The sequence below is a fragment of the Enterobacter sp. DN genome, assembly GCF_046054285.1.
Taxonomy (GTDB): Bacteria; Pseudomonadota; Gammaproteobacteria; order Enterobacterales; family Enterobacteriaceae; genus Enterobacter; species Enterobacter hormaechei_C.
Map to the genome: position 1 here is coordinate 319,848 of NZ_JBJJTG010000001.1, position 24,669 is coordinate 344,516.

Sequence of the window (24,669 nt, forward strand, 5' to 3'; positions counted from 1 at the left end):
TGGCGGCTTCGCCTTACCCGACCTACGTTTCAAGCCGCTGTAGGCCCGGTAAGGCGTAGCCGCCAACGGGCCGCACTGTCAGAACAGCGTACTTCCGCTGACGACTGAAATAACCAACAGCAGCAGCAACACTGCGACGATCAGACCAAAAGCCAGTAACGCCGCATGAAAAGCGAGCGTAGCCCCAGAAAAAAACAGTGCGCCACTCACCCCCCATCGGTTCTCTTTGCGCATCCCACCCGTGAAGGCAAGCCCTAATGCCACCACAGACAAAATTACTCCGCTATTGATAAGAATACTGTCGATATCGACCGTTTTCTTTTTCGCCTCAACGGTCGGTTGCTCCCCTTTGATGCCAGCAATAATCCCTTTTTTCACCGCCGAAACCTTTTCAGCCACAACAATTTCAAGCGCTGTCGACTTTGTTGAAAAAGGACCAAAGGTGAACTGCACTAATGAGACAAGCAGTGCAATAACCCCGAGTAACATTCCCACTGAACTGAATTTATTCCGCAACAAGATTTCCATATCAGCATGCCTTCGATGATGTTTAAACTAACCCGCCGAATGGCGGCCTACGTTCGGGCACCCGTAGGCCCGGTAAGGCGTAGCCGCCACCGGGCTATTTACCTGCCTGTGGATGCGTATCAAACCCCGCCATCACGGCCGTCAGTTCTGCCAGGGTAAAGCCGTGCTTCGGGTCATCAACGCCCAGGCCAAACCGCGCCTGCATCAGCTTATACAGCGCCTCCGCATCCGGCAAATGGATCTGCTCCTCCACATGCCCGTTCTGCCAGTGGGTAAAATTAAAGTTGGTCAGCGTCAGCTTGCCCCCGTCCGGCAGGTGGCGACACATCAGCAGGTGATGACGGAAATGGGACTGCGGCCAGTGCGCCGACCAGAAGTTTCCCATCACGTAATCGTTGAAGTATTGGGTCGCCAGGTCGAAGTGGTACATCGACTGCCAGTGCTCGTGATGGCGGAATTGCAGTACCCAGTCGTTACCCTCGCTCAGCAAACGATAACTCCCGTGTGGGGTTTCCTGTTCCTCGTTGGCGATCAAACGAATCGGCGCCGTCAGCGTTTGTCCGCCAAATCCCACATCGGCGATCCAGCGCTCGCCGTTCAGCTCAACCAGCAGCAACCGGTGCGTACGCGGCGGCATCTGCGACGGATTGGCCAGCACAACCCGCCCCAGCACGCTGCGCACCGTAAACCCGACTTCGCGCAACACCCGCTCAAACAGGCCGTTTTGCTCGAAGCAATATCCCCCCCGACGCGCGGTGACCAGTTTATCCACCAGACACCCGTCATCCAGATGGATTTCACGCGGCAAAACGACATCGATATTTTCGAAAGGGATGGCGCAGTTATGGTGTAAATGCAGCCCCCGCAGGGTATCGATATCAACCTGTACGGGCTGCTGCCAGCCCGTGCGGGCGAAATAAGCACTCAGAAATGGGGACATGATTTGCTCCAGGATGTGATATCCCCTGTTTATAAACTATTTTCCCTTATGCATATGCGTAAAAGTGCTTTTTCGTCATACTCATCGTGTACATGAGGAGATCCTATGAGCCACTTTCGCCCTGTTGAATTACGTCACGCCAGCCGCCTTCTGAATCACGGTCCAACCGTGCTCATCACCAGCCGGGATGAAACCATCGATCGTCGCAACGTCATGGCCGCCGCATGGTCTATGCCGGTGGAATTCGAACCCCCGCGTATTGCGATTGTGGTAGACAAAAGCGCGTGGTCACGGGAGTTGATCGAACGCAGCGGGAAATTCGGCATTGTGATCCCCGGCGTGGCGGCAGCCAACTGGACCTGGGCGGTCGGCAGCGTCAGCGGGCGCGACGAGGATAAATTCAACTGCTACGGGATCCCGGTTATTTATGGCCCTGAGCTTGGCCTGCCGGTTATAGAAGAGAAATGTCTGGCGTGGATGGAGTGCCGGTTATTACCTGTAACCTCTGCGGCAGAGAAATATGACACTCTGTTTGGCGAAGTGGTTTCCGCCGCGGCGGATGAACGCGCATTTGTCGCCGGACGCTGGCAGTTTGACGGGGATAAGCTGAATACGCTGCATCATCTGGGTGCGGGTACGTTTGTCGCGAGCGGGAAAATGGTGAAGGCGCTGGATTAACGCACCTCAAAAAAGAAAAGCCCTCTTCCTGAGGAGGAGGGCTTTTTATTACTTCACACGCTTCGCAATGATCTCATCCGCCACATTCCGCGGAGCTTCCGCAAAATGATGGAACTCCATCGTATACGTCGCGCGCCCCTGGGACATCGAGCGCAGCGTGGTGGCGTAGCCAAACATCTCAGCCAGCGGGACGTCAGCGCGAATAATCTGGCTGCCGTACTGCTCTGCCATCCCCTGCACCAGGCCGCGACGGGAGGAGAGATCGCCCATAATGTTCCCGGCGTACTCTTCCGGCGTTTCCACCTCAACGTGCATCACCGGCTCAAGAATAACCGGATCCGCCCGCCGTGCGCCCTCTTTGAAGCCGAGGATCGCCGCCATGCGGAAGGCCATCTCCGAGGAGTCAACGTCATGGTAGGAACCAAACGTCAGGGTCGCTTTCACATCCACCAACGGATAGCCCGCCAGCACTCCCGTATTCATGGCTTCTCGCAAGCCTTTTTCCACCGACGGGATGTACTCCCGCGGCACCACCCCGCCTTTGGTGGCATCTTCAAACACAAAACCACTCCCGGCGGCTAACGGCTCAAGGCTCAGGACCACATGACCGTACTGCCCTTTCCCGCCGGACTGTCGGACAAATTTACCTTCAATATCCTTCACCGCTTTACGCAGAGTTTCACGGTAGGTGACCTGCGGACGACCAATGTTCGCCTCAACGCCAAACTCACGCTTCATGCGGTCAACGATGATCTCCAGATGCAGCTCGCCCATCCCGGAGATAATGGTCTGTCCGGACTCTTCGTCCGTGTGCAGGCGAAACGACGGATCCTCCGCCGCCAGGCGCTGTAGGGCGATCCCCATTTTCTCCTGATCGGCCTTGGTTTTCGGCTCAATCGCCAGCGAAATAACCGGGTCCGGGAACTCCATCCGTTCAAGGGTGATCACCGCATTCGGGTCGGTCAGCGTGTCACCGGTGGTGACGTCTTTCAGCCCGACACAGGCCGCGATATCCCCTGCGCGCAGTTCGTCCACCTCATGGCGATCGTTGGCATGCATCAGCACGATGCGCCCGATACGTTCTTTCTTACCCTTCACCGGGTTGTACACCGCGTCGCCTTTACGCAGTATGCCGGAATAGACGCGGATAAAGGTCAGCTGGCCGACGTACGGATCGCTCATCAGCTTGAAGGCCAGCGCCGAGAACGGTTCATCATCGCTTGGGTGGCGCTCGGCGTGCTGTCCGTCTTCGTCAACCCCATCAATAGCGGGCACGTCCAGTGGGGACGGCATCAATTCAATTACCGCGTCGAGCATGCGCTGCACGCCCTTGTTCTTGAAGGCGCTGCCGCACAGCATGGGCTGTATTTCACCGGAGATGGTCCGGACGCGCAGCCCCTGGATGATTTCCGCTTCATCCAGTTCGCCCGTCTCAAGGTACTTATCCATAAGCTCATCGCTGGCTTCTGCCGCAGCCGAAACCATTTTTTCTCGCCACGCCTGGGCGGTACTCAGCAGATCGTCAGGCACTGGCGCATAGCTGAACGCCATGCCCTGCGTCGTATCGTCCCACAGAATGGTGCGCATCTTGATGAGATCCACCACGCCGGTGAAGTGTTCTTCTGCCCCCACGGGGATCACAATCGGGACCGGATTGGCTTTCAGCCGCTCCTGCATCATCTGCACCACGCGGAAGAAATCCGCACCCGGGCGGTCCATTTTGTTGACGAATGCCAGGCGCGGGACGTGATATTTATTCGCCTGACGCCAGACGGTCTCCGACTGCGGCTGCACGCCACCGACGGAGTCATAGACCATCACCGCACCGTCGAGCACACGCATGGAACGTTCCACCTCAATGGTGAAATCCACGTGCCCGGGGGTGTCGATAATATTGATGCGGTGCGGTTCAAAGCCTCTGTCCATACCGGGCCAGAAACAGCTTACCGCCGCCGACGTAATGGTGATCCCGCGCTCCTGCTCCTGCGCCATCCAGTCGGTGGTTGCCGCGCCATCGTGTACTTCACCCAGCTTGTGGCTCATCCCGGTGTAAAACAGGATGCGCTCAGTGGTGGTTGTTTTGCCGGCATCGATATGCGCGGAGATACCGATGTTGCGATAACGTTCGAGTGGAATGGGTCGGGGCATGATATTTCCTTAAGTCTTCATGACTGGTTTGTGACGACCGGGATGGTCGCGTGTTCGTTCGTTTGTTATAATAGTCCTATTGTACGAGTATTATCGAACTATTTTTTAACGGTTGACCTATTGTTGATATAGCTCAATCTCACGCGAGACGCAGGAAAACGATGATCCCAAACCACCCGGAACCTGAACAAATAGTGTTGGAAAATGTGCTGTTCGCCCTCGGCAACCCGCTGCGATTAGCGATTATCCGCAGGCTGGCCGACGGCAGCGAACTGAGCTGTAACGCGCTGCGCCCGGAAGAGGTGGTGAAATCTACTATGACTCACCACTGGCGCGTGCTGCGCGACAGCGGCGTGATCTGGCAGCGCCCGCAGGGGCGCGAGAATATGATCTCACTGAGAAGAGAGGATCTGGACGCCCGCTTTCCTGGACTGCTGGCGATCCTGCTCCAGGCTAAGTAGCGGCAGCGTCCTCAAGACGATAAACCGGAATGCGCCGTATTGTTCCGGTAAGGGTGTCGAACACCTCCGTATCGGACGTGACTATTCTCATCCCGGTCTTCCTTAACCGCTGCACCTCGGCGGCTATGCGCTGGAGGCAAAACCAGAAAAGCCCGTCAAGCGCGGTGACCGCAAGCCCCTGTTCCAGCGCCAGCTGGAGGCGCTCGCGGGGGGCTTTCACCTGCTGAGCGATTTGCCGGTAAGGCACTTCCGAACCGCCGGACGCATCGATCCGCTGAATACGGGTCTTCAGGTGGTAGGTAAATTCATCCGGAATGCCGTTCAAATCCTGTTTAAGGCTGTAGACGCAGCCAAACCGCTTCCCGTTGAACAGGACATTTTTTTGACTGAGCTGAAACTCATTTCTGATGCTATCAATCAGCTGCGGTGCACGGGTAAGAAGTAACCGGAAGGGAAGCTCAAAGCTGGTCACATAATCCACGTTCAGCAGCGCGAGACGCAGCCGCTCTTCTGCCCCGGATTTCTGGTCATGACACTCGCGCATCACCTCCGCCCACTGGCGCGTCAGACGTTCCGGCTCACCGGCTTCGGTGAGGAGGTATTTTTCCAGATGATAATCGACTCTTCCGGTCATGTTGGGCATCCCGTCAATGTGGATGCGGTAATTCTATCCAGCGCGGCAGGATTTATAAAGGGCGGAGCGCACCGGCATCCGCCCTGCCGGGCTACTGCTGGATACTCGACCGGTCCGAAATATCGCTGGCAGATAAGGTTCTTGCAGAAGATGGGATCTGTTTTTTGCGTTTATACCGGTCCGGCTGGCCTTCAGGGCGGGTTTTGAACCGCCGATGCAGCCACATATATTGCTCAGGCGCCATCATCACGGCGCGCTCAATCGCTCTGTTCATTTGCGTGGCCACCGACGCTTTGTCGCCTCCCTGCAAGGTATCGCTAATATCTTCCAGAATAATCAGCTCATACCCTGTGCCATCTGCTTTTCTGCGCGGTACAAACGGGATCACGGCCGGTCTGGCACTTTTCACCAGCATGTAGCTCCCGGCAGTTGTCGCGGCGTCCGGGACGGCAAAAAACGGCACAAACACGCTATTCGTTTTGCCATAATCGTGGTCCGGGGCATACCACAGGATCTCGTTTTGCTTCAGCGCGCGGATCATGCCCTTCAGGTCATAGCGGTCAAGCATGGTTTTATTGGAACGCAGACGACCGCGCGTTTGCAGCCAGTCGAGCAACGCATTATTGTTGGGACGATACACACCAATACCCGCGTTGAGCATGCCAAAGATGCGTGCGCCTAATTCCAGCGTGAGAAAATGCATGCCAATGAGCACCACGCCCCTTCCTTGCGCCCGCGCCTGTTCCATATGTTCGTAGCCGGTCACGCTGAAGTGTTTCCGTACGCGCCAGTCTGGCCAGAACCACGCTATCCCCGTTTCGATGACGCCCATTCCAACCGATTCAAAATTACGCTCAAGTAAACGCTCGCGCTCGTCCTCTTTCATATCAGGGAAGCAAAGCTCAAGATTTCGTCTGGCGATCTCCACGCGGCGTGGAAGCAGGCGCATAGCCAGACGCCCAAGCCCGTGACCTGTTTTCAACAGCAGCGGGTACGGAAGCTGAACCGTGCACCAGAGCGCGGCAATGCCTGCCCAGCTGAGCCAGTAACGAGGATGAATAAAGGCAAGTGAAAACTGAGGTAATTTTGTCATGGAAAAATTATCCTTTTACTAATTTGTACTTAATCTGGTGCAGTTGCAGTGCTTACCTGCTGATTTAACGAATATTGTTCGGAAGGATGAATTGTAGCGGAATCGTTATGGTTTTTATTATCGATTTTTGCGAAAGGGAATAAAAGCGAGGAGCGCCGGGTGATATTGCACCACCCGGCAGGCAAGTTACATCGAATAACCGGGCTTCTTAATCAGTTCATCCAGTTTCGGGCCGATCTCGGTATCCCAGACCTGCGCCTTCCAGTCAGCTTCCTGAACCTCCTGAAGCGCCACGGAGATTGAGCGATCTTTGCTGTTCAGATGACGGGCGATCGCTTCGGCGATATCCGCCGCCAGGGCCGTTTTTTGTTCGTCAGTCAGATCGCGTGGAAAACATTTGATATCAACGTGTGGCATGGGCAGGGCTCCTTTTATAGGTGAGCGTTCCACGTTATCAGATTATATCGTTAGCTTTTAGCACCTTGTGCAGTTCCGGCAGCGCGCAGACGGCATCCGCGACGGCGGTAATATTAGGCGTGTTAGTGGCAAACCACTCATGACGTGGCCCCCAGGTACGCGCAACGGCAATATAGACGTCAAGCAGCGTCAGCTGTTTGCCAAACGCAAACGGCGAGGCGCTGAGCTGGCTGTCGAACCACAGATAAAGCGATTTTCGGTACTCAATGCAATTTTTCTTCAGCTGTTCCGGGGCATCAGGCACCCAGCGTTCCGGGTAATCTGCATACGTAAAGGTGGGATAGACGTTCGCCACAAACCAGATGAGCAGGCGCTGAAACTGCTGGCGCTCGGCCTGCCCTACGGGCGGCGCGAGGTCGGGACGTCTGTCGAGCACCATCAGGGCGATCGCTGCGGTTTCCGTCACGATCGCCCCATTTTCCAGCTCCAGCGTCGGCACCTGGCACAGCGGGTTCAGTTTCAACAGCAATTCGCGCTGCGGGCCGGGCTGGTCAAACCCGTCCACGTTGACGAACTGATACGGGATGTCTGCCAGAGTCAGCATCACTTCACTGATTGCCGATCCCCAGCCGGGTACGCCATAGAGTTTGATCATGTTGCCCCCTCAGGGATGAAAACCCTAAGTGTAGAGCACCATTAGTAGGTTATCCCGGGCGGGTTAACGTCAGAAGACGTCACCGCTTCGCCCGCCTCCCCCCAGCGCGCCAGCACCTTTTGATACTCCCCGCGCTTAATCGCACCGTCCAGCGCAGCCTGCAACGCATACACCAGCCCATTACCTTTTTTGGTTGTGGTGGCGACATAGGCTTTCTTCGGCCCTAATCCCACGACGCGGGTTTTGCCGGTTAACGCGGCTTTGTAGGCCGAAACGGACTGCGGTCCAAAGAAAACATCCGCCCTGCCGGACTGAATATAAAGATTGCCTGAGGCGTCGTCGGTCAGATAAACCGGCAACGCAGGCTCGCGCCCGGCCTTTTTATTCTCTTCGTTCCAGCCCAGCAGAATACGTTCCTGATTGGTGCCTGACCCGACAATCACCTTTTTACCGGCCAGATCTTTCGCACGGGTGATCGACTGTACGTTGCTGGTGGATTTCACCGAGAAGGCGAGGGAATCGACGCGATAGGTCGCAAAATCGAACTTCGCCTTACGTTGCTCGGTGACGGCGATATTCACCAACGCCACGTCATAACGCCCGGAAGTGATCCCCAGCGGCCAGTCTTCCCACGCCGTTGGCACCAGCTTCAGCTTCAGCCCCAGACTGCCCGCCAGCAACCGGGCGATATCCGGGTCGCTGCCAATACGGGTGCGGTTATCACTGGCCAGCAGCGCCAGCGGCGGAGAATTCAGGGCTGAAATCGCCACCGTGAGGGTACCCGGCTCAACAAATTTATAGTTCGCCGGGATTTTCGCCACTGCCTGTTGATCAACCGTCACCGGCAGCGGCTGTTCGTTGGCCTTTAAATCAATGCTGGCGTGGCTCGCCGTCGTGAAGACCAGCCCCGCCAGGAGTCCATATTTCATCTGCGCTCCTTACAGCACTTTTGAGAGGAACTGGCGCGTTCGCGGATGCGACGGTCGGTTTAACACGTCGTCGCTGCTGCCCTGCTCCACAATTTTACCGTCGACCATAAATACCACCTGGTCCGCCACTTCCCGGGCAAAGCCGATCTCATGGGTGACCACCACCAGCGTAGTGCCGGAACGGGCGAGCTTTTTAATCACGTCCAGCACTTCGCCAACCAGTTCCGGATCCAGCGCCGAGGTGGGTTCATCAAACAGCATCACGCGCGGGCGCAGCGCCAGCGCGCGGGCAATGGCGATACGCTGCTGTTGGCCGCCGGAGAGGTGACGCGACCAGGCATCGGCTTTATCGCGCAGACCTACCACATCCAGAAGGCTGTAGGCGTTTTCAACAGCCTCTTTTTTACTGAACTTTTTATGCGCGATGGGTGCTTCAATCAGGTTTTCCAGCACCGTGAGATGCGGAAAAAGATTGAAGTTCTGAAACACGTACCCAACGTTGACGCGCTGTTTGAGGATCTCTTTCTCTTTGAGCTCGTAGAGTTTGTCACCCTGACGGCGATAGCCGATGTAATCCCCGTCAATCTGAATAAAGCCTTCGTCTACGCGCTCAAGATGGTTAATGGTGCGCAGCAGCGTCGATTTTCCCGATCCAGAGGGGCCGAGGATCACCGTCACGGAGCCCGGCGGGATCTCAAGCGTGATGTTATCGAGCGCTTTATGTCGGCCAAAAAACTTACTGACGCCGGTAATGGAAATATGTCCTTCAGGAGAGGCTTGCATGAACAGGCTCCTGTGCTGGCGAAGTGGTGACGGAGCGCGCGCGACTGGTCGCCCGGTTGTGGTTAACGGCGGAGCGGCGCTCGCTGCGGGCGAGTCCACGCTCAATAACATGCTGGATGGCAGACAGTACGGTGGTGATCACCAGATACCAGACGGCCCCCACCATCAACAGCGGGATCACCTCCTGGGTGCGGTTGTAGATCATCTGGATCGTGTAGAACAGTTCCGGCATCGCCAGCACGTAAACCATCGCCGTCCCTTTGGCGAGGCTGATGATTTCGTTAAACCCGGACGGCAGGATGGTGCGCAGCGCCTGGGGGAGAATTATGCGCACGGTGCGACGCCACGCCGGCAGACCCAGCGCAGCGGCCGCCTCATACTGACCGTGGTCGACCCCAAGGAAGCCCCCGCGAATGATCTCCGCAGTATAGGCGCTCTGCACCAGCGTCAGCCCCACGATGGCGGTAGAAAACTGCCCGAGAACATTGATGGTTTCAAAGCTGCCCCAGGTAATGCCGGTAAAAGGCACGCCGAGAGAGAGCGTGTCGTAGAGATAGGAGAAGTTATAGAGGATAATCAGCACCACGATCAGCGGCAGCGACCGGAACAGCCAGATGTACCCCCACGCCAGGCTGCTCAACAGCCATGATGACGAGAGCCGCGCCAGCGCCAGCATGCCGCCAATCACCACGCTCAGTACGGTGCTTATCAACGTCAGCAGCAGCGTCTGTCCGACGCCTTCGAGGATCACCGGGTCGAAGAACCAGCGGGCAAATACCGCCCATTCCCAGCGCGGATTAAAGGCCACGGACTGGATCACGACCGCCAGCACAAACAGCGCCACCACGGCGCCAGCAGCGCGCAGCGGATAACGTGCCGGGACCACTTTTATAGTTTCAACGTTGCTCATCGTCGCTCCTTATGCGGTTTTGCTGAGCGCTTCGCGGATCAGCGTCTTAGTGAAACGCAGCCGACCGTCGAACGGCGGCTGGCTATACTCTTCCGGATCACGGTTAAGATCGAACTGCGGCTGGTACCCCTGGCTGAGATAGAGCCGCACCGCCTCCGGCTGGCGAAACCCCGTGGTCAGGTAGATGTGGCTGTAGCCCGCCAGCACCGCCCGGCGCTCCAGCTCCTGTACCACGCGCGCGGCCAGCCCCTGCTTGCGCAGCGTTTTATTCGTCCAGATGCGTTTGATCTCTGCGGTATGTTCGTCGAAGGGCTTGTACGCACCGGTGGCGATGATCTCGCCATCGCGCTCCAGGACGATAAACAGCCCCTGCGGCGCCAGGTACCACTCTGTCAGCTCGACTTCCGCATCTTTTGAAAAGTAGTCGCCGTAACGAGCGGCGTACTCACCGAACAGCCCCTCGATGATGGGCTGGAGTTCGGCATCTTCCGGCGAAACGTCACGAAATTGTTCGCGCATAGCGCCTCCTTAATCGCCCAGACCCGCCGGGTTAACTTCTGAACTGGGGATACGCTCCACGCCTTCCCCCCAGCGGTTCAGCACCTTGTCGTAATCTCCGTTCTTGATCGCGCCGTTCAGCGCGGTTTGAACCGGCTCGACCAGGCCGCTGCCTTTTTTCAGCGTCACCGCGATATGCGCCGCCTTCGGCCAGCCGCCGTCGACGCTGCCGACCAGTTTGGTTTTACCGTTAAGCGCCGCTTTCCAGGCACCGATCACGTTCGGGCCAAAGTAGGCGTCCGCGCGTCCGGACTGAAGCGCCAGCGTTTGGGCCGCGTCGTCTTTGGTGTAGATCGGCGTAAAGGGTTTAAGCCCTTTTTTGAGGTTCTCTTCGTTCCATGCCAGAAGGATGGCCTCCTGGTTGGTGCCGGAACCCACGATGATGCGCAGCCCGGCGATATCCTCTGCCTTCACAAGCGAGTTGATCGGACTGGTGGATTTCACGTAGAAGCCAAGTGAATCCTTGCGGTAGGTGGCGAAGTCGAACTTCTCTTTGCGCGCTTTAGTGACTGTGATGTTGCTGATAGCCGCGTCGTATTTCCCGGAGGCAACCCCCAGCGGCCAGTCCTCCCAGGAGGTGGGCACCACGTTCAGCTCCAGTCCGAGGCTGTCCGCTACCAGACGCGCGATGTCGACCTCACTTCCCAGCAGAGTTTTGTTGTCGTCGGAAAAGACCGTCAGTGGCGGTTGATTCAGTCCCGCCACCGCCACGGTAAATTTCCCCGGCACGGCAAAACGATAGTCTTTCGGCAGTTGCGCGATCGCATCGCTGTTTTTGGCGGTATTGATCGGCGTTTTATTGGCCTCAATGCTCACGCCGGTGCCGTTAATATTGACGTTCTCTGCCCAGACGGCAGGGGTAAAGGCCAGCGCAAGCGCCAGAATAAGCGATGATTTCTGCATAGCGTTTTTCTCTTTTATTGTTGTGTGAACTGATTTTTGGGCTCGTCTAAGCCCAGACTTTCGCGCAGCGTGGTGCCGGGATAGTCGGTGCGGAACAGGCCGCGCGCCTGTAAAACGGGCACCACCAGGTCGACAAAGCGCGGGAAGGTGTCCGGCGTGCCGCCCTGAATGATGAAGCCATCCGCCGCCTTCTCTTCGAACCAGGCCTGTAAACCATCGGCCACCTGCTCCGGTGTGCCGGAAAAACGCGGGCGCGGCGATGCGGCTTCCAGCGCGACCTGACGCAGAGTTAAGTTGCGCTCACGGGCGTTACGCTTGATTTCATCGGTGGTGCTGCGGAAGCTGTTTTTGCCCAAATCGCCAATATCCGGGAACGGCGCGTCGAGGGGATACTGGCTGAAGTCGTGATGCTCGAAATATCGTCCGAGGTAATTCAGCGCATCATTAATGGAGACCAGTGCCGCCGTAGTTTGATACTGGTTTTCTACGTCATCGGCGTCGTTTCCAACAATCACGCTGACGCCCTGGAATATATGTAAATCCTCTGCGCGGCGGCCGTGACTTTCCAGCTGCTGTTTAACATCGCGGTAAAAAGCCTGGGCTTCTTCCCGCGTGTCATGGTGGGTAAAGATGGCGTCAGCGTGTTTTGCCGCCAGCTTTTTACCGTCGTCGGACGCGCCAGCCTGAAAGACAATCGGACGTCCCTGCGGCGTGCGGCCAATATTCAGCGGGCCGGAAACCTGGAAGAAATCACCGTGGTGATCAAGAGTATGCAGTTTCGACGCATCAAAGAACTGTCCGCTCTCTTTATTGCGGATAAAGGCATCCCCTTCCCAGGAATCCCACAGCCCCTTCACCACGTCGAGATACTCATCGGCAATGCGGTAGCGCAGCGCATGCTCCGGGTGTTTTTCGCGGGAGAAGTTCCTGGCTGACCCTTCCAGCGGTGACGTCACTACGTTCCAGCCCGCGCGTCCGTTGCTCAGGTGATCGAGGCTGGCGAACTGGCGTGCAACGGTGAAAGGCTCGCTGTACGAGGTGGATAACGTGCCGACCAGCCCCAGGCGCGAGGTGATACTCGCCAGCGCGGACAACACCGTCAGCGGCTCAAAGCGGTTTAAAAAATGCGGAATGGATTTCTCGTTAATATAAAGGCCGTCGGCCACAAATATAAAGTCGAGCTTGCCCTCTTCTGCTTTTAAAGCCGTTTCTTTAACGAAATCAAAATTAATGCTGGCATCCGCGACCGCCGCCGGGTGGCGCCAGGCAGACATATTTCCGGATGCACCATGCAAAATGGTCCCCAGCCGCAATTGACGATGTGCAGACATATTCACCTCAAATTAATTAAACGTGTTGCAGGGCTTTTTCCGCGAGCTGAGCAAAATAGCGGGCAGCGGGTTCGATTAATGCTTCGTCCGGGTTAAATGCCGGGTGATGTAACCCAAACGGACTGTTGCTGCCAATGCTGACAAACGCGCCGGGTATGTTTTGCAGATAGACCGCGAAATCCTCCCCGCCCATGTGCAGTTCCGCATGCCGGGTTTCATATCCCGCTTCGCGCGCGACCGAGGTGGCAAACCCGGCCCAGTGCTCATCGTTCACCAGCGCGGTGGGCCCGGCGTACCAGGTGATGTTGATTTGCGCGCTAAAGGCGCTGGCAAATCCGGCGGCGATTTCACCGACGCGCGCTTTCACGTTCTGCTGCACTTCCGTGCGGTGCGTGCGCAGCGTGCCCTCCAGCTCAACGCTTTCCGGCAGCACGTTCCAGGTATTCCCCCCGGCGATGCGCGTCACGCTCAGAACAACCGAATCCAGCGTGTTGACGTTACGGCTGGCTACGCTTTGCAGCGCGGTTACCAGCTGGCTTGCCAGCACGATGGCGTCGTTGCCTTCATGGGGACGTGCGGCATGCGCGCCTTTGCCGGTCACGTGAATAACGAAGCGATCAACGTTGGCATAGAACGGGCCGCCGCGCGTGGCAAACTCGCCGACCGGCAGTGACGGCTCGTTATGCATCCCGAAAATCGCGCGTACGTCGCGTAACGCCCCGGCCCGCACCATGCTTTTCGCTCCGCCGAAATTCTCTTCCGCTGGCTGGAACAGGATCCGCACGCGACCGTTGAGCGAGGCTTCCCGCTCTTTCAGCTTTAGCGCGGCGCCGAGGATCACGCTGGTGTGAATGTCGTGTCCGCAGGCATGCATCACCCCCGCACGCCGGGAGCTAAACGGCACCCCGCTGCGCTCGTCGATGGGTAACGCGTCGATATCGGCGCGCAGCGCAACCAGTGCGTTGCCCGTGCCGATCTCCGCAACCAGCCCGGTCTGGAGATCGTAAGGCAGCGGGGCAATCCCGGCTGCCGTCAGCCACTCGCGCAGGCGCGCCGTTGTTTCGACCTCCTGACCAGAGAGTTCAGGGTTCTGGTGCAGCTCACGGCGCCAGGCAATCAGTTGTTCGCTAAAGCTCATACGGTAACCTCCCTGTTAAGACGCGCCTCGGCCAGCAGTCGCAGGGACTGTACGCGCGTTGCGCCATCAGCGACCGGCGTGTCGATGATAAATTCGTCAATCCCCCACTGCTGATGCAGCGCGTTGAGCTGTTCAAGCACCGACGCCGCCGTTCCGGCCAGCAGAGACTGCGCCCGACGCGCGATGCGCACCGGTTCACTCCCCGCCTGCCGCGCAAAGGCGTAGGCCTGTTCTTCGCTGGCGACGGTGACGCGCTGTCCGTTTGCCAGCTCCACGCCCCACACTTCAACCTTCTGCGCCAGCGCATCGGCCTCAGCCTGGGTTGGGGCAACAATGGCCTGCACGGCCACAATCACCTCCCGGACGCTGTGTTGACGCCAGGCTGTGACGACCTCGCGCAGCAGCTCAGGATCACCGTTCAGATGGGCGGCAAAGACAAAATGCCAGTCGAGGGAGGCCGCCAGCAGCGCGCTTTCGGTGCTGGCACCCAGCAGAAACCCCCGGGCAGGCACCGGCGGCAGCGGCGTGGCGCGAACGTCCTCCTCCGCTGACTGATTTTCAGGGCGGATCCAGCGATCGAGCTGCGTCAGTTGTTCAGCAAAGCTGCCTTTTTCCTGCGGATTAAGGCCGTGCTGCAAGGCACGGGTAGAGAGCGGCAGACCGCCGGGCGCTTTGCCAACGCCCAGATCAACCCGGCCCGGCGCAATGGCGGCCAGTACGTTAAAATTTTCGGCGACTTTATAGGGGCTGTAATGTTGCAGCATGACGCCGCCTGAGCCCACGCGAATACGTTTTGTTTGCCCGAGGATCCAGGCAATCAGCAGCTCCGGCGAGGGGCTGGCAAGCTGCGGGGTATTGTGGTGTTCGGCAATCCAGAAGCGGTGATAACCCAGCGTTTCTGCCTGTTGCGCCAGTGCTAAGGTTCGCGCCAGCGCATCGGCGGCTGTTTCGTGTTCTGCGACGGGGCTTTTATCCAGAATGCTGATTCGCCATGACATGTTGCGTTCTCGTTTGACTTAACATGTCGTCATTATTAAAGGTGGATTTCACCTCTGAGAAACAATTAATTTACATTTGGATTGCCGGAAAACGGCAATAGAGAGTCTGTCATCGGCGTGATTTGAGCGATGTAATGAGTCTTTCCGCATCCTGCCGTCGGGTAATGCGGAGAAAGCGAATGTGTGCGTACTGCGGGTTTTGCATATCCGCCTCATATCGTTTGCGGTTGCTGCGCCAGGTTTTGATCGTCCAGATGATAATAGAGTCCTTGCTAAGGAACGACCGACGAAAGCTTTCGCGGTTCCCCGTGCCGGGCCAGAGCTCCTGTTTGTGCCAGGCGCGTCTGGAGGCTCGCGTCACCGCCTGCCAGAGCGTGCGGATAAACCCACGATCTATCCACACCACCAGATCGACGTCGCGCCACTTAACGTCGCGTGTGCGGTTGTAATTTCCGTCCAGGACCCAGTCAGGCGAGGCGGCGAGCGCTTTTTCCAGGGTTGCAAGAAACTCATCATCCGGTGTTCCCTGCCAGTTCGCTCGCCAGTAAAGCCTGTCCATCTCAATGTAAGGGATAGCCAGCGCCTCCGCGATTCGCCTGCCAAACGTGCTTTTCCCACTTCCGCTGGTGCCTATGATATTGATTTTCACCGTTCCGCCTGCACATGCTGAAGAAAACGGATCGAATCATAACGTTAATAATTTGTTTACGAAACGCCAGACTACTCGTTCGGATACTGCTCGTCGGTGACCTTCTCCAGCCATGCCACCGGGCTCCCGTCGACAGCTTCTGCGATGGCGATATGGGTCATGGCCGTCTGCGCGCTTGCGCCGTGCCAGTGCTTCACGCCGGGTGGGATCCAGGCGATATCACCCTGATTCAGCGGTTCCGCCTCTTTCCCCCACTCCTGTAACCAGCCGCGCCCCTGCGTCACGATCAGCGTTTGTCCAAGAGGATGCGTATGCCAGGCGGTACGTGCGCCGGGTTCAAAGGTGACGGTCGCGCCGCCGACTTTTGCCGGTTCAGTCGCCTGGAAAGGCGCGTCAATGCGCACGCAGCCGGTAAACCAGGCCTCTGGCCCCTGAACGGAAGGTAACGAACCGCTACGGATAATTTTCATGATTAACTCCTCGTTTGCTGTTGCGTTAACAGTAGCGTAAAGCCATGGGGAGCATTAGAGTGCATAATCAGAAAGGAACCATGAATTCAATTCATAAATCGAGTAAACCGTCATGTTAAAAGACAACTTCAACGATCTGCTTTCCTTTATGGTCGTCGCCCGGGAGCGCAGCTTTACCCGCGCCGCGGCGCAGCTTGGGGTATCTCAGTCGGCGCTCAGCCACGCAATGCGCAATCTGGAAGCGAGGCTGGAAGTCCGTCTGTTAACCCGCACCACCCGTAGCGTGGCCCCTACCGAGGCCGGCGAGCAACTCTTCATGCGCTTAAGCCCCCATCTGCTGGAGATCGAGCAGGAACTCACCGCGCTGCGTGATACCCGCGACAGACCTGCCGGGAATATTCGCCTTACCGCCGGGGAGCACGCCATGTCTGCGGTGCTGTGGCCTGTGCTTAAACCCTTTATGGCGCAGTATCCTGATATCAACGTTGAAGTCACGGTGGACAATGGGCTGACTGATATTGTCGATGGCCGCTTTGACGCGGGGGTGCGTCTGGGTGAGCAGGTGGCGAAAGATATGATTGCCGTTCGTATTGCGCCGGACATGCGCATGGCGGTCGTCGGGTCGGCAGAGTATTTGCAACGTTTCGGCGTACCGGAAACGCCGGAGCAGCTTGATCAGCACCGCTGCATTAATATGCGCCTGCCCACACGCGGCGGATTATATGCCTGGGAATTTGAACGGGACGGACGTGAGCTGCGCGTGCGGGTTGACGGCCAGCTGATCCTCAACAGCCTGCCGCAACGCATCGATGCCGCCGAAAACGGTCTGGGGCTGGCGTACGTCCCGGAAGATGCGGTTCAGGACGCCCTTGCTGAGAGCCGGTTAGTGCGTGTGCTTGAAGCCTGGTGCCCGGCTTTTACGGGATACCATCTGTACTATCCGAGCCGCCGCCAGCACACTACCGCGTTTGCATTACTTATTGCAGCCCTGCGGCATTCATAAGCTCTACCTATAAGTAACTATTAAGTAAACCTGATGATTAAATCAGCATTCACAGACCTTTTTGCCTAAAAAAACGGCACGATTCAGCGCGTTGTGATCGCCGTCTGCTCTGACCACACGATTTCCTTCGACGAGCATCACTTTCGACACGGTTATATTTTGCGTCACTTAACAATTGCGGGTAGGATGCCTCGCCATGTTTTGCCTTATCCATACACAGAATGACTGGAAAGGCGGCATGTGTCTGCGCAGAAGCAATCGTTTGTTTCGGCTTCTGCCAGGCAGGACTATCACGTTAATGGTTCAGACAGGCAAACAGGTAACTCAATGAAAACAAGCAATAAAAGCGCAGCCGATCATCATGCTGCGAAACGTCGCTGGTTGAACTCTCATGAAGAGGGCTATCACAAGGCGATGGGCAACCGTCAGGTGCAGATGATCGCCATCGGCGGCGCTATCGGTACAGGTCTGTTTTTAGGTGCAGGCGCACGTCTGCAAATGGCTGGCCCCGCTCTCGCCCTGGTCTATCTGGTGTGCGGGATCTTCTCTTTCTTCATCCTTCGCGCCCTCGGCGAACTGGTACTCCACCGCCCTTCCAGCGGCAGCTTTGTCTCTTACGCCCGCGAGTTTCTTGGTGAAAAAGCCGCGTATGTCGCGGGCTGGATGTACTTCGTTAACTGGGCGATGACCGGTATCGTCGATATCACCGCCGTTGCGCTGTACATGCACTACTGGGGCGCGTTTGGCGATGTGCCGCAGTGGGTGTTCGCCCTTGGGGCGCTGGCAATTGTCGGGACCATGAACATGATCGGCGTGAAATGGTTCGCCGAGATGGAGTTCTGGTTCGCACTGGTGAAGGTGCTGGCCATTGTGATCTTCCTGGTGGTCGGAACCGTATTCCTCGGTACCGGTAAACCACTGGACGGTAACGCAACCGGCTTCCACCTGATTACCGATAACGGTGGTTTCTTCCCGCACGGCCTGCTGCCAGCGCTGGTTCTGGTGCAGGGGGTGGTGTTCGCCTTTGCCTCCATCGAACTGGTCGGTACGGCGGCAGGCGAATGTAAAGATCCGCAGACGATGGTGCCAAAAGCCATCAACAGCGTGATCTGGCGTATCGGTCTGTTCTATGTGGGTTCCGTGGTGCTGCTGGTGCTGCTGCTGCCGTGGAATGCATACCAGGCGGGGCAAAGCCCGTTTGTAACCTTCTTCTCTAAGCTGGGCGTGCCGTACGTGGGCAGCATCATGAACATCGTGGTACTGACCGCCGCGCTCTCCAGCCTGAACTCCGGGCTCTATTCGACGGGCCGTATCCTGCGCTCCATGTCGATGGGAGGCTCTGCGCCGAAGTTTATGTCGAAGATGAGCAGGCAGCAGGTTCCTTATGCGGGGATTCTGGCCACGCTGGTGGTTTACGTCTTTGGCGTGTTCCTGAACTATCTGGTGCCGTCCCGCGTATTTGAGATCGTTCTGAACGTGGCTGCACTGGGGATTATCGCCTCCTGGGCCTTTATTGTGGTCTGCCAGATGCGTCTGCGCAAAGCGATCAAAGAAGGCAAAGCGGCTGATGTGTGCTTCAAGATGCCGGGCGCACCGGTGACCTCCTGGCTCACCCTGCTGTTCCTGTTCAGCGTGCTGGTACTGATGGCGTTTGACTACCCGAACGGTACTTACACCATCGCGACGATTCCACTGCTGGCGGTTCTGCTGATTGCTGGCTGGTTCGGCGTGCGTAAGCGCGTTCACGAGATCCACAGCACCGCGCCGCTTCATCACGACGATGAAAAGCACGACGCACCGCTGGTAGAAGAAATCTCGCGTTAATAAAAAAGCCGGGCGGCGGCTTCGCCTTACCCGGCCTACATCTCATGGTTTTGTAGGCCCGGTAAGCGCAGCGCCACCGGGCAATTCCACCATCACAGCGCGATACGAATCACATCGTCAGGCTGGGTCGCTTCCTGCTGACGGGTTGATTTCTGTTTCACCGTTACATACAGCGTTTTACCGTCCGCAGACAGCGCCAGGCTGTTCGGGTAAACCGGGGTATCGTAGGTCCTGGTCACTTTGTAGGTTTTGGCGTCAATCACGCTCACCTTGCCCGCCTCGCGGTGCGTCACATAGGCTTCGTTACGCGCCGGGTTAAACAGTACGGCCAGCGATGCTGGCGCGGCGATTTTCTGCATCACGCTGCCATCTTTCAGATCCACCACCAGCACTTCTGGCTGTTTTGAATCCGTCACAAACGCACGCTGGCCGGCAGTGTCCAGGCTCAGGTTCAGGTAGAAGTGCTCTTTTCCGTCATCCTGCACTTTTTTACGACTGAGGATTTTGTTGGTTGCCGTATCAATGGTCACCAGCTCGCCGTCCGCATTGGTGGTATACAGGCGTTTTGCCTTCGCATCCAGCGCCAGACCGGTGCTGAACGTGCCGGTGTTGGTGATGGTGTCCTTCAGCTTCAGCGTTGCGCCATCAACAACCCAGATCACGCTCTCCTTGCCGATACCGGTAATGTAAACCGTATTGGTCGTGTCATCGGCCACCAGCTGGCGCGGCTGAAGCGGCTTCACCGTGTCGCTACGCTTGCGATCGTCCAGCACCAGGCGCCCTTTCACCTCGCTCGTTTTGGCGTCAATCGCCGTCACGGCGCTGTTGACGGTGTTACCGAACCACAGCGTCTGGGTGGCGTTATCGATCGTGGCGCCAAACGGCTTGAGATCGTTATGAATCGCCTGCGTCACTTCCAGCGTGACCGGATCCAGACGATAGACCACGCCGCCCTTATCGGTTTTGCGGCTTTGTGACGTCGCAACCCACAGCGCGTTTTCCTGCTGGCTGACGGCCATTTCATACGCGCCCTTGCCGACCGCTTTGCGCAGCATCTCTTCAGCGGCATGAACCTGGAACGTACCGGCAAACAGTAAAGAGCCCAACAGCAGAGACCCACGCAGGCGCGGCGAGCACAGATGACGTAAAGACATAACAATTCCTTTTTAAATGAGGAGATTTACCGCTGACATCACTTCCGGTGGGCAAAGTCATCGCTTTGCCGTTATTTTAATGAGAATAGTAATCATTAATGAGTTGAATGTGGAGTATTTCTTTCCTTCAAAGCCTTACATTCACGAAATGTGCGGTTATAGTTTTCATAACATTTACAAAGGATTTAACATATATACACAGGTTCCAGTTGATTTGGTTCGAATTTTTCTTAACCGGTTTACTCCATGAAAATTATTACTGCCCGCAAGGCATCACTACCACTGCTGTTCGTTCCCGTCATTTTTGGCCCGCTGAGTGCGATGGCCGCGGATGAACAGACTCTGATCGTCAGCGCCGCGCCGCAAACCGTCTCCGAACTGGACACCCCCGCCGCAGTCAGCGTGGTGAGCGGCGAGGATATGCGACATGCCACACCGCGCATCAACCTTTCTGAATCCCTTGGGAGCGTACCAGGCCTGCAAATCCAGAACCGCCAGAACTATGCTCAGGATCTGCAACTTTCCGTTCGCGGATTCGGCGCGCGTTCGACCTTCGGCGTACGCGGGATCCGCATGTACGTGGACGGCATTCCGGCAACCATGCCCGACGGCCAGGGGCAGACGTCAAACATTGACCTCAACAGCATTGAGAGCGTCGACGTGCTGCGCGGCCCATTCTCTGCCCTGTACGGCAATGCCTCCGGCGGCGTGATTAACATCAACACCCAGACCGGACAACAGCCAGCCACAATTGAAGCCAGCAGCTATTACGGCAGCTACGGCACCTGGCGTTACGGCATGAAGGCCACCGGTGCGGTGGGCGACGGGACTCAGGCGGGGGATGTGGACTATGCGGTATCCACCACCCGTTTCACCACACATGGCTATCGTGACCACAGCGGCGCACGGAAAAACCTCGCCAACGCGAAACTGGGCGTGCGCATTGATGATGTCAGCAAGCTAACGCTGATTTTTAACAGCGTGGACATGAAAGCCAACGATCCGGGCGGACTGAGTTATCAGGAGTGGCAGAACAACCCGCGCCAGTCACCCCGTGGCGATCAGTACAATACGCGTAAAACCATTAAGCAGACCCAGGCCGGGATCCGCTACGACCGCCAGCTGAGCGAACAGGACGACCTCAGCGTGATGATGTACGCCGGTGAGCGTGAAATGACCCAGTACCAGTCCATTCCGGATACCACGCAGACTGAAAATCCTGCGCATTCGGGCGGCGTAATTGATATGCAGCGCCACTATCAGGGTATTGATACCCGCTGGACCCACCGCGGCGAGCGGCTGGTGCCGGTAACGTTTACCACCGGCCTTAACTACGAAAATATGAGTGAAAATCGCCGCGGGTATGAAAACTTCGTGATGAACAACGGCGTGCCGGATTTTGGCGTAAAGGGTAATAAACGCCGTGACGAACGTAACCTGATGTGGAACCTTGATCCCTACCTGCAAACCCAGTGGCAGCTCACGCAAAAGCTGTCCGTTGAGGCGGGCGTGCGTTACAGCTCCGTCTGGTTTGACTCCAACGATCATTACATTACCCCGCAAAACGGCGATGACAGCGGTGACGCCAGCTACCATAAATGGCTCCCGGCTGGTGCGGTGAAATACGCCGTGACCGACGCCTGGAACCTGTATGCCGCGGCGGGACGGGGATTTGAGACCCCGACCATCAACGAACTCTCATACCGTTCTGATGGCAAAGGCGGCCTCAATATTAATCTGCAACCGTCAACCAACAACACCTATGAGATTGGCAGCAAAACCCGCATCGGCAATGGCATCCTGACGGCGGCGCTGTTCCGCACGGATACCGACAACGAGATCGTGGTGGACGAAAACAAAGATGGTCGCACTACCTACAAAAATGCGGGGAAAACGCGCCGTCAGGGTGTGGAAATTGCGCTCGACCAGCAGTTTGCCGAAAACTGGAAGCTGAAAATGGCGTGGACCTATCTCGATGCGACCTACCGTACCAACGTCTGTAGCAATGCAGACTGTAGCGGCAACCGGATGCCGGGGATTGCCCGTAACATGGGGTATGCGTCGTTTGGCTGGGAGCCTGAGGAAGGCTGGTACGCGGGGGCAGATGCCCGCTACATGAGCGACGTGATGGCAAACGACACCAATACCGCCAAAGCGCCCTCTTATACCGTGGTCGGTCTGAATACCGGGTATAAACTCAATTACGGCAAATGGGGAATGGACATCTTTGGTCGCGTCGATAACCTGTTCGATAAAGAGTACGTCGGTTCAGAGATTGTTAACGCTGGCTACAATCGCTATTACGAACCCGCCCCTGGCCGTAACTATGGCGTGGGCCTGTCGGTCTCTTATCGCTTTGAGTAAAACATTTTCCGGCAGCGCACGTTGCCGGTAAAAAATAACATCATTCCCGGTAGCCTTAAGCGCCGGGAATATACTCAGGGAAGTTTAAAACGAATAAAAAAATAAGTGCGCCAGTGCGATCCTTAACTGTAGTATTGCCGTTGCAGGAGGATATTAGCTTCATCAATGGCTCGGTCGATCGCTTCCCGACTGGCCGTCACGTCCCTTTGCTCAAGCGCAGAAAGCAGATCGGCATAATGGTAAGTCGTTGCAGGGATATCTTTCATCTCTTCGTGCAGGTAGTTGATACACGGACCAATCCGTACCCAGAGCTGCTCAATCAGCGAGTTCAGGGTCGGCATTTCGGCATACTGATAAAGCGTAAACCGGAACACGCGGTTGGCATGGATCGCCTTCTGCACGTCGCCCTGATGCATGGCGGTGCTGAAGTTATCTGACAGCGCGCGTAATGCATCCAGTTTGGTCTCGGTCATATTCTGACACGCCGCCGCAACGGCCATCGGCTCAAGCTGTTTTCGAATGGCGTTAATTTCGTTATAACGCTCCAGCGTAACCTCTGGCACCAAAAACGCCTGAGCAGGCGTGGCCTGTAATGCGCCTGCCGACACCAGGCGCAGCAGGGCTTCGCGCACCGGGGTGATGCTGGTGCCTAATTTATCCGCAATCTCTTTCGTGATGAGTCGAGCCCCAGGTTTTAATGAGCCCGTAATTAACGCTCCCTTTAAACTGTTCTCAACTTGCATCGTCAGACTGATTCTTTGTGCTTTTTCCAGGTTTTCCAAATCAAGCATGTTTAATTCCCGTAGCCAAAACAAAATGCCATTTTCAGCGACTGTTTAAAAAAACATCGCCGGTTTGATATATCCTGTATCGTCATGCCTGGTATGAAGGGCGCGCGTTAAAATAAAAATTGTTCAATTAATATTACGTTTACCACTTCTGGCTCAGCTGGGCCGATGGCGCGCAATGCTTATGGATTAATTAAAGACAATATATCGTATCTTCACAAATAATTATGGCGGACTTTGCCCGCCATAACCGATGCTCTGTTTAGTCCGCCGCCACGCGGATCACGACCTTGCCGAAGTTTTTCCCTTCCAGCAGCCCAATCAGCGCCTCCGGCGCCGCGTCCAGCCCTTCGGTGACCTGCTCGCGATAGTGAATTTTGCCTTCCTTCACCCAGCGTCCCATTTCCTGCTGGAACTCGTCGATACGATGGCCATAGTCCTGAGCGATGATAAAGCCCTGCATGCGGATGCGTTTTTTGAGGATAGTCCCCATCAGCAGCGGCAAGCGATCCGGACCATCCGGCAGGTTGGTCGCGTTGTAGCCGCTGACCAGTCCGCAAACCGGCACGCGCGCGGAGGTATTCAGGAGCGGCAGCACGGCGTCAAAGACTTTACCGCCGACGTTTTCATAATATACGTCAATGCCCTGCGGGCAGGCTTTCGCCAGCTGTTCGGCAAAATCATCCGCATGGTGATCCAGACAGGCGTCGAAACCGAGCACGTCGACCGCATGACGGCATTTCTCCTCCCCGCCGGCCACGCCGATGACCCGGCACCCTTTGATTTTACCGATCTGCCCCACCGTTGCGCCGACCGGCCCCGTGGCTGCCGCCACGACAAGCGTTTCCCCCGCCTGAGGCTGGCCGATATCAAGCAGCCCCATATACGCGGTGAAGCCCGGCATTCCCAGCACGCCGAGTGCCCACGAAGGGTGCGACGGGTTTTCACCCAGCCTGACCAGTCCTTTCCCGTCGGAAAGTTCATACTCCTGCCAGCCGCTGTAGCCCAGAACCCACTCGCCCTCTTTATAATCCGGATGGCGGGAGGTCTCGACGCGGCTTACCGTGCCACCCACCATCACCGCGCCAATCTCGACAGGAGGTGAATAGGATGGCGCATCGCTCATACGGCCCCGCATGTACGGATCAAGCGAGAGCCATACGGTGCGTAATAACACCTGCCCGTCTGCGGGCGTGGGGATCGGCTGCTCTTCCAGGCGGAAATTTTCGGCAACCGGTGCGCCGTGTGGACGGGAAGCCAGTACCCAGCGTCGGTTTTGCGTAGTTGATTGACTCATTCATCGCTCCTTACAG

The 24,669-nt window shown here is 56.9% G+C and carries 23 protein-coding genes and 1 pseudogene; 5 read left to right on the forward strand and 19 right to left on the reverse strand.

What is annotated here, in order from left to right:
• Positions 1 to 78 precede the first annotated feature (78 nt).
• Complete coding sequence (locus ACJTMZ_RS01465; RefSeq protein ID WP_047365085.1) at positions 79 to 528, reverse strand: hypothetical protein; 450 nt, start codon at positions 526 to 528, stop codon at positions 79 to 81.
• A gap of 94 nt (positions 529 to 622) precedes the next feature.
• Positions 623 to 1,468: an N-hydroxyarylamine O-acetyltransferase gene (nhoA, locus tag ACJTMZ_RS01470; protein WP_015570465.1), complete on the reverse strand. Its 846-nt coding sequence runs from the start codon at positions 1,466 to 1,468 to the stop codon at positions 623 to 625.
• 105 nt (positions 1,469 to 1,573) lie between these two features.
• Here nhoA and ACJTMZ_RS01475 point away from each other — a divergent pair, with 105 nt between their 5' ends.
• The gene (locus ACJTMZ_RS01475) at positions 1,574 to 2,146 is read left to right on the forward strand and encodes a flavin reductase family protein (protein WP_015570464.1); all 573 of its coding nucleotides are present in this window, start codon (positions 1,574 to 1,576) and stop codon (positions 2,144 to 2,146) included.
• Between the two features lie 48 nt (positions 2,147 to 2,194).
• Here ACJTMZ_RS01475 and fusA read toward each other — a convergent pair whose 3' ends face one another.
• Positions 2,195 to 4,294 (reverse strand): elongation factor G, encoded by a 2,100-nt coding sequence (fusA, locus tag ACJTMZ_RS01480; RefSeq protein WP_252010609.1) that lies wholly within the window; start codon positions 4,292 to 4,294, stop codon positions 2,195 to 2,197.
• Positions 4,295 to 4,455: 161 nt separating this feature from the next.
• On the opposite strand from fusA, the gene ACJTMZ_RS01485 reads away from it, so the two are divergent.
• Positions 4,456 to 4,755 carry a helix-turn-helix transcriptional regulator gene (locus ACJTMZ_RS01485; RefSeq protein WP_000612740.1) on the forward strand — a complete coding sequence of 100 codons (300 nt, stop codon included), beginning with the start codon at positions 4,456 to 4,458 and terminating at the stop codon, positions 4,753 to 4,755.
• Here the strand turns inward: ACJTMZ_RS01485 and ACJTMZ_RS01490 are convergent.
• From ACJTMZ_RS01490 to ACJTMZ_RS01550, 13 genes and pseudogenes are all read right to left on the reverse strand, one after another.
• Positions 4,748 to 5,389 carry a DNA-binding protein gene (locus ACJTMZ_RS01490; protein ID WP_126340101.1) on the reverse strand — a complete coding sequence of 214 codons (642 nt, stop codon included), beginning with the start codon at positions 5,387 to 5,389 and terminating at the stop codon, positions 4,748 to 4,750. The genes ACJTMZ_RS01485 and ACJTMZ_RS01490 overlap by 8 nt on opposite strands.
• 91 nt (positions 5,390 to 5,480) lie before the next feature.
• Positions 5,481 to 6,482, reverse strand: coding sequence for a Kdo(2)-lipid IV(A) acyltransferase (locus tag ACJTMZ_RS01495; RefSeq protein ID WP_015570461.1), 1,002 nt, complete (start codon positions 6,480 to 6,482; stop codon positions 5,481 to 5,483).
• 186 nt (positions 6,483 to 6,668) lie between these two features.
• Positions 6,669 to 6,899: a tautomerase PptA gene (gene pptA / locus ACJTMZ_RS01500; protein WP_003857012.1), complete on the reverse strand. Its 231-nt coding sequence runs from the start codon at positions 6,897 to 6,899 to the stop codon at positions 6,669 to 6,671.
• A gap of 37 nt (positions 6,900 to 6,936) precedes the next feature.
• Positions 6,937 to 7,554, reverse strand: coding sequence for a glutathione S-transferase family protein (locus ACJTMZ_RS01505; protein WP_006810732.1), 618 nt, complete (start codon positions 7,552 to 7,554; stop codon positions 6,937 to 6,939).
• 41 nt (positions 7,555 to 7,595) lie between these two features.
• Positions 7,596 to 8,483, reverse strand: coding sequence for a transporter substrate-binding domain-containing protein (locus ACJTMZ_RS01510; protein WP_017693376.1), 888 nt, complete (start codon positions 8,481 to 8,483; stop codon positions 7,596 to 7,598).
• 9 nt (positions 8,484 to 8,492) lie between these two features.
• The gene (locus ACJTMZ_RS01515; RefSeq protein ID WP_196357318.1) at positions 8,493 to 9,266 is read right to left on the reverse strand and encodes an amino acid ABC transporter ATP-binding protein; all 774 of its coding nucleotides are present in this window, start codon (positions 9,264 to 9,266) and stop codon (positions 8,493 to 8,495) included.
• Positions 9,250 to 10,176: an amino acid ABC transporter permease gene (locus ACJTMZ_RS01520; RefSeq protein ID WP_047728456.1), complete on the reverse strand. Its 927-nt coding sequence runs from the start codon at positions 10,174 to 10,176 to the stop codon at positions 9,250 to 9,252. The genes ACJTMZ_RS01515 and ACJTMZ_RS01520 overlap by 17 nt, the downstream gene beginning before the upstream one ends.
• Positions 10,177 to 10,185: 9 nt before the next feature.
• Positions 10,186 to 10,695, reverse strand: coding sequence for a GNAT family N-acetyltransferase (locus ACJTMZ_RS01525; RefSeq protein WP_252010610.1), 510 nt, complete (start codon positions 10,693 to 10,695; stop codon positions 10,186 to 10,188).
• A 9-nt stretch (positions 10,696 to 10,704) separates the two neighbouring features.
• Positions 10,705 to 12,968, reverse strand: a pseudogene (locus ACJTMZ_RS01530) (NtaA/DmoA family FMN-dependent monooxygenase).
• Positions 12,969 to 12,984: 16 nt separating this feature from the next.
• A complete protein-coding gene (locus ACJTMZ_RS01535; protein WP_017382285.1) occupies positions 12,985 to 14,106 on the reverse strand; it encodes an amidohydrolase in 1,122 nt (373 codons plus the stop codon).
• Positions 14,103 to 15,104, reverse strand: a complete 1,002-nt coding sequence (locus ACJTMZ_RS01540) for an LLM class flavin-dependent oxidoreductase (protein ID WP_032653686.1) — start codon at positions 15,102 to 15,104, stop codon at positions 14,103 to 14,105. The genes ACJTMZ_RS01535 and ACJTMZ_RS01540 overlap by 4 nt, the downstream gene beginning before the upstream one ends.
• Before the next feature lie 109 nt (positions 15,105 to 15,213).
• Positions 15,214 to 15,753, reverse strand: a complete 540-nt coding sequence (locus ACJTMZ_RS01545) for a shikimate kinase (RefSeq protein ID WP_017693371.1) — start codon at positions 15,751 to 15,753, stop codon at positions 15,214 to 15,216.
• A 71-nt stretch (positions 15,754 to 15,824) separates the two neighbouring features.
• A complete protein-coding gene (locus tag ACJTMZ_RS01550) occupies positions 15,825 to 16,223 on the reverse strand; it encodes a cupin domain-containing protein (protein WP_015570456.1) in 399 nt (132 codons plus the stop codon).
• Between the two features lie 112 nt (positions 16,224 to 16,335).
• Between ACJTMZ_RS01550 and ACJTMZ_RS01555 the strand changes: the two genes are divergently transcribed.
• On the forward strand, positions 16,336 to 17,226 hold the full coding sequence (locus ACJTMZ_RS01555; RefSeq protein ID WP_017693370.1) for a LysR family transcriptional regulator: 891 nt from the start codon (positions 16,336 to 16,338) through the stop codon (positions 17,224 to 17,226).
• Positions 17,227 to 17,553: 327 nt separating this feature from the next.
• Positions 17,554 to 19,050 carry an L-asparagine permease gene (gene ansP, locus ACJTMZ_RS01560; protein ID WP_045339855.1) on the forward strand — a complete coding sequence of 499 codons (1,497 nt, stop codon included), beginning with the start codon at positions 17,554 to 17,556 and terminating at the stop codon, positions 19,048 to 19,050.
• 92 nt (positions 19,051 to 19,142) lie between these two features.
• Here the strand turns inward: ansP and ACJTMZ_RS01565 are convergent, their stop codons facing one another.
• Positions 19,143 to 20,204 (reverse strand): YncE family protein, encoded by a 1,062-nt coding sequence (locus tag ACJTMZ_RS01565; protein ID WP_058700686.1) that lies wholly within the window; start codon positions 20,202 to 20,204, stop codon positions 19,143 to 19,145.
• A gap of 246 nt (positions 20,205 to 20,450) precedes the next feature.
• Between ACJTMZ_RS01565 and pqqU the strand changes: the two genes are divergently transcribed.
• On the forward strand, positions 20,451 to 22,568 hold the full coding sequence (gene pqqU / locus ACJTMZ_RS01570; protein ID WP_252010611.1) for a TonB-dependent receptor PqqU: 2,118 nt from the start codon (positions 20,451 to 20,453) through the stop codon (positions 22,566 to 22,568).
• Between the two features lie 122 nt (positions 22,569 to 22,690).
• On the opposite strand, the gene ACJTMZ_RS01575 is transcribed toward pqqU, so the two are convergent.
• Together ACJTMZ_RS01575 and ACJTMZ_RS01580 are read right to left on the reverse strand one after the other, a co-directional pair.
• Entirely contained in the window at positions 22,691 to 23,359 is a 669-nt protein-coding gene (locus tag ACJTMZ_RS01575) for a GntR family transcriptional regulator (protein ID WP_003856981.1), read from the reverse strand.
• Between the two features lie 259 nt (positions 23,360 to 23,618).
• Positions 23,619 to 24,653 carry an NADP-dependent oxidoreductase gene (locus tag ACJTMZ_RS01580; protein WP_163313175.1) on the reverse strand — a complete coding sequence of 345 codons (1,035 nt, stop codon included), beginning with the start codon at positions 24,651 to 24,653 and terminating at the stop codon, positions 23,619 to 23,621.
• Positions 24,654 to 24,669: the final 16 nt, after the last annotated feature.

Bases quoted from the DNA above. Each gene is read 5' to 3' on its own strand.
- ACJTMZ_RS01465 (WP_047365085.1), bottom strand. From the start codon at position 528: ATGGAAATCTTGTTGCGGAATAAATTCAGTTCAGTGGGAATGTTACTC.
- nhoA (WP_015570465.1), bottom strand. From the start codon at position 1,468: ATGTCCCCATTTCTGAGTGCTTATTTCGCCCGCACGGGCTGGCAGCAG.
- ACJTMZ_RS01475 (WP_015570464.1), top strand. From the start codon at position 1,574: ATGAGCCACTTTCGCCCTGTTGAATTACGTCACGCCAGCCGCCTTCTG.
- fusA (WP_252010609.1), bottom strand. From the start codon at position 4,294: ATGCCCCGACCCATTCCACTCGAACGTTATCGCAACATCGGTATCTCC.
- ACJTMZ_RS01485 (WP_000612740.1), top strand. From the start codon at position 4,456: ATGATCCCAAACCACCCGGAACCTGAACAAATAGTGTTGGAAAATGTG.
- ACJTMZ_RS01490 (WP_126340101.1), bottom strand. From the start codon at position 5,389: ATGACCGGAAGAGTCGATTATCATCTGGAAAAATACCTCCTCACCGAA.
- ACJTMZ_RS01495 (WP_015570461.1), bottom strand. From the start codon at position 6,482: ATGACAAAATTACCTCAGTTTTCACTTGCCTTTATTCATCCTCGTTAC.
- pptA (WP_003857012.1), bottom strand. From the start codon at position 6,899: ATGCCACACGTTGATATCAAATGTTTTCCACGCGATCTGACTGACGAA.
- ACJTMZ_RS01505 (WP_006810732.1), bottom strand. From the start codon at position 7,554: ATGATCAAACTCTATGGCGTACCCGGCTGGGGATCGGCAATCAGTGAA.
- ACJTMZ_RS01510 (WP_017693376.1), bottom strand. From the start codon at position 8,483: ATGAAATATGGACTCCTGGCGGGGCTGGTCTTCACGACGGCGAGCCAC.
- ACJTMZ_RS01515 (WP_196357318.1), bottom strand. From the start codon at position 9,266: ATGCAAGCCTCTCCTGAAGGACATATTTCCATTACCGGCGTCAGTAAG.
- ACJTMZ_RS01520 (WP_047728456.1), bottom strand. From the start codon at position 10,176: ATGAGCAACGTTGAAACTATAAAAGTGGTCCCGGCACGTTATCCGCTG.
- ACJTMZ_RS01525 (WP_252010610.1), bottom strand. From the start codon at position 10,695: ATGCGCGAACAATTTCGTGACGTTTCGCCGGAAGATGCCGAACTCCAG.
- ACJTMZ_RS01535 (WP_017382285.1), bottom strand. From the start codon at position 14,106: ATGAGCTTTAGCGAACAACTGATTGCCTGGCGCCGTGAGCTGCACCAG.
- ACJTMZ_RS01540 (WP_032653686.1), bottom strand. From the start codon at position 15,104: ATGTCATGGCGAATCAGCATTCTGGATAAAAGCCCCGTCGCAGAACAC.
- ACJTMZ_RS01550 (WP_015570456.1), bottom strand. From the start codon at position 16,223: ATGAAAATTATCCGTAGCGGTTCGTTACCTTCCGTTCAGGGGCCAGAG.
- ACJTMZ_RS01555 (WP_017693370.1), top strand. From the start codon at position 16,336: ATGTTAAAAGACAACTTCAACGATCTGCTTTCCTTTATGGTCGTCGCC.
- ansP (WP_045339855.1), top strand. From the start codon at position 17,554: ATGAAAACAAGCAATAAAAGCGCAGCCGATCATCATGCTGCGAAACGT.
- ACJTMZ_RS01565 (WP_058700686.1), bottom strand. From the start codon at position 20,204: ATGTCTTTACGTCATCTGTGCTCGCCGCGCCTGCGTGGGTCTCTGCTG.
- pqqU (WP_252010611.1), top strand. From the start codon at position 20,451: ATGAAAATTATTACTGCCCGCAAGGCATCACTACCACTGCTGTTCGTT.
- ACJTMZ_RS01575 (WP_003856981.1), bottom strand. From the start codon at position 23,359: ATGCTTGATTTGGAAAACCTGGAAAAAGCACAAAGAATCAGTCTGACG.
- ACJTMZ_RS01580 (WP_163313175.1), bottom strand. From the start codon at position 24,653: ATGAGTCAATCAACTACGCAAAACCGACGCTGGGTACTGGCTTCCCGT.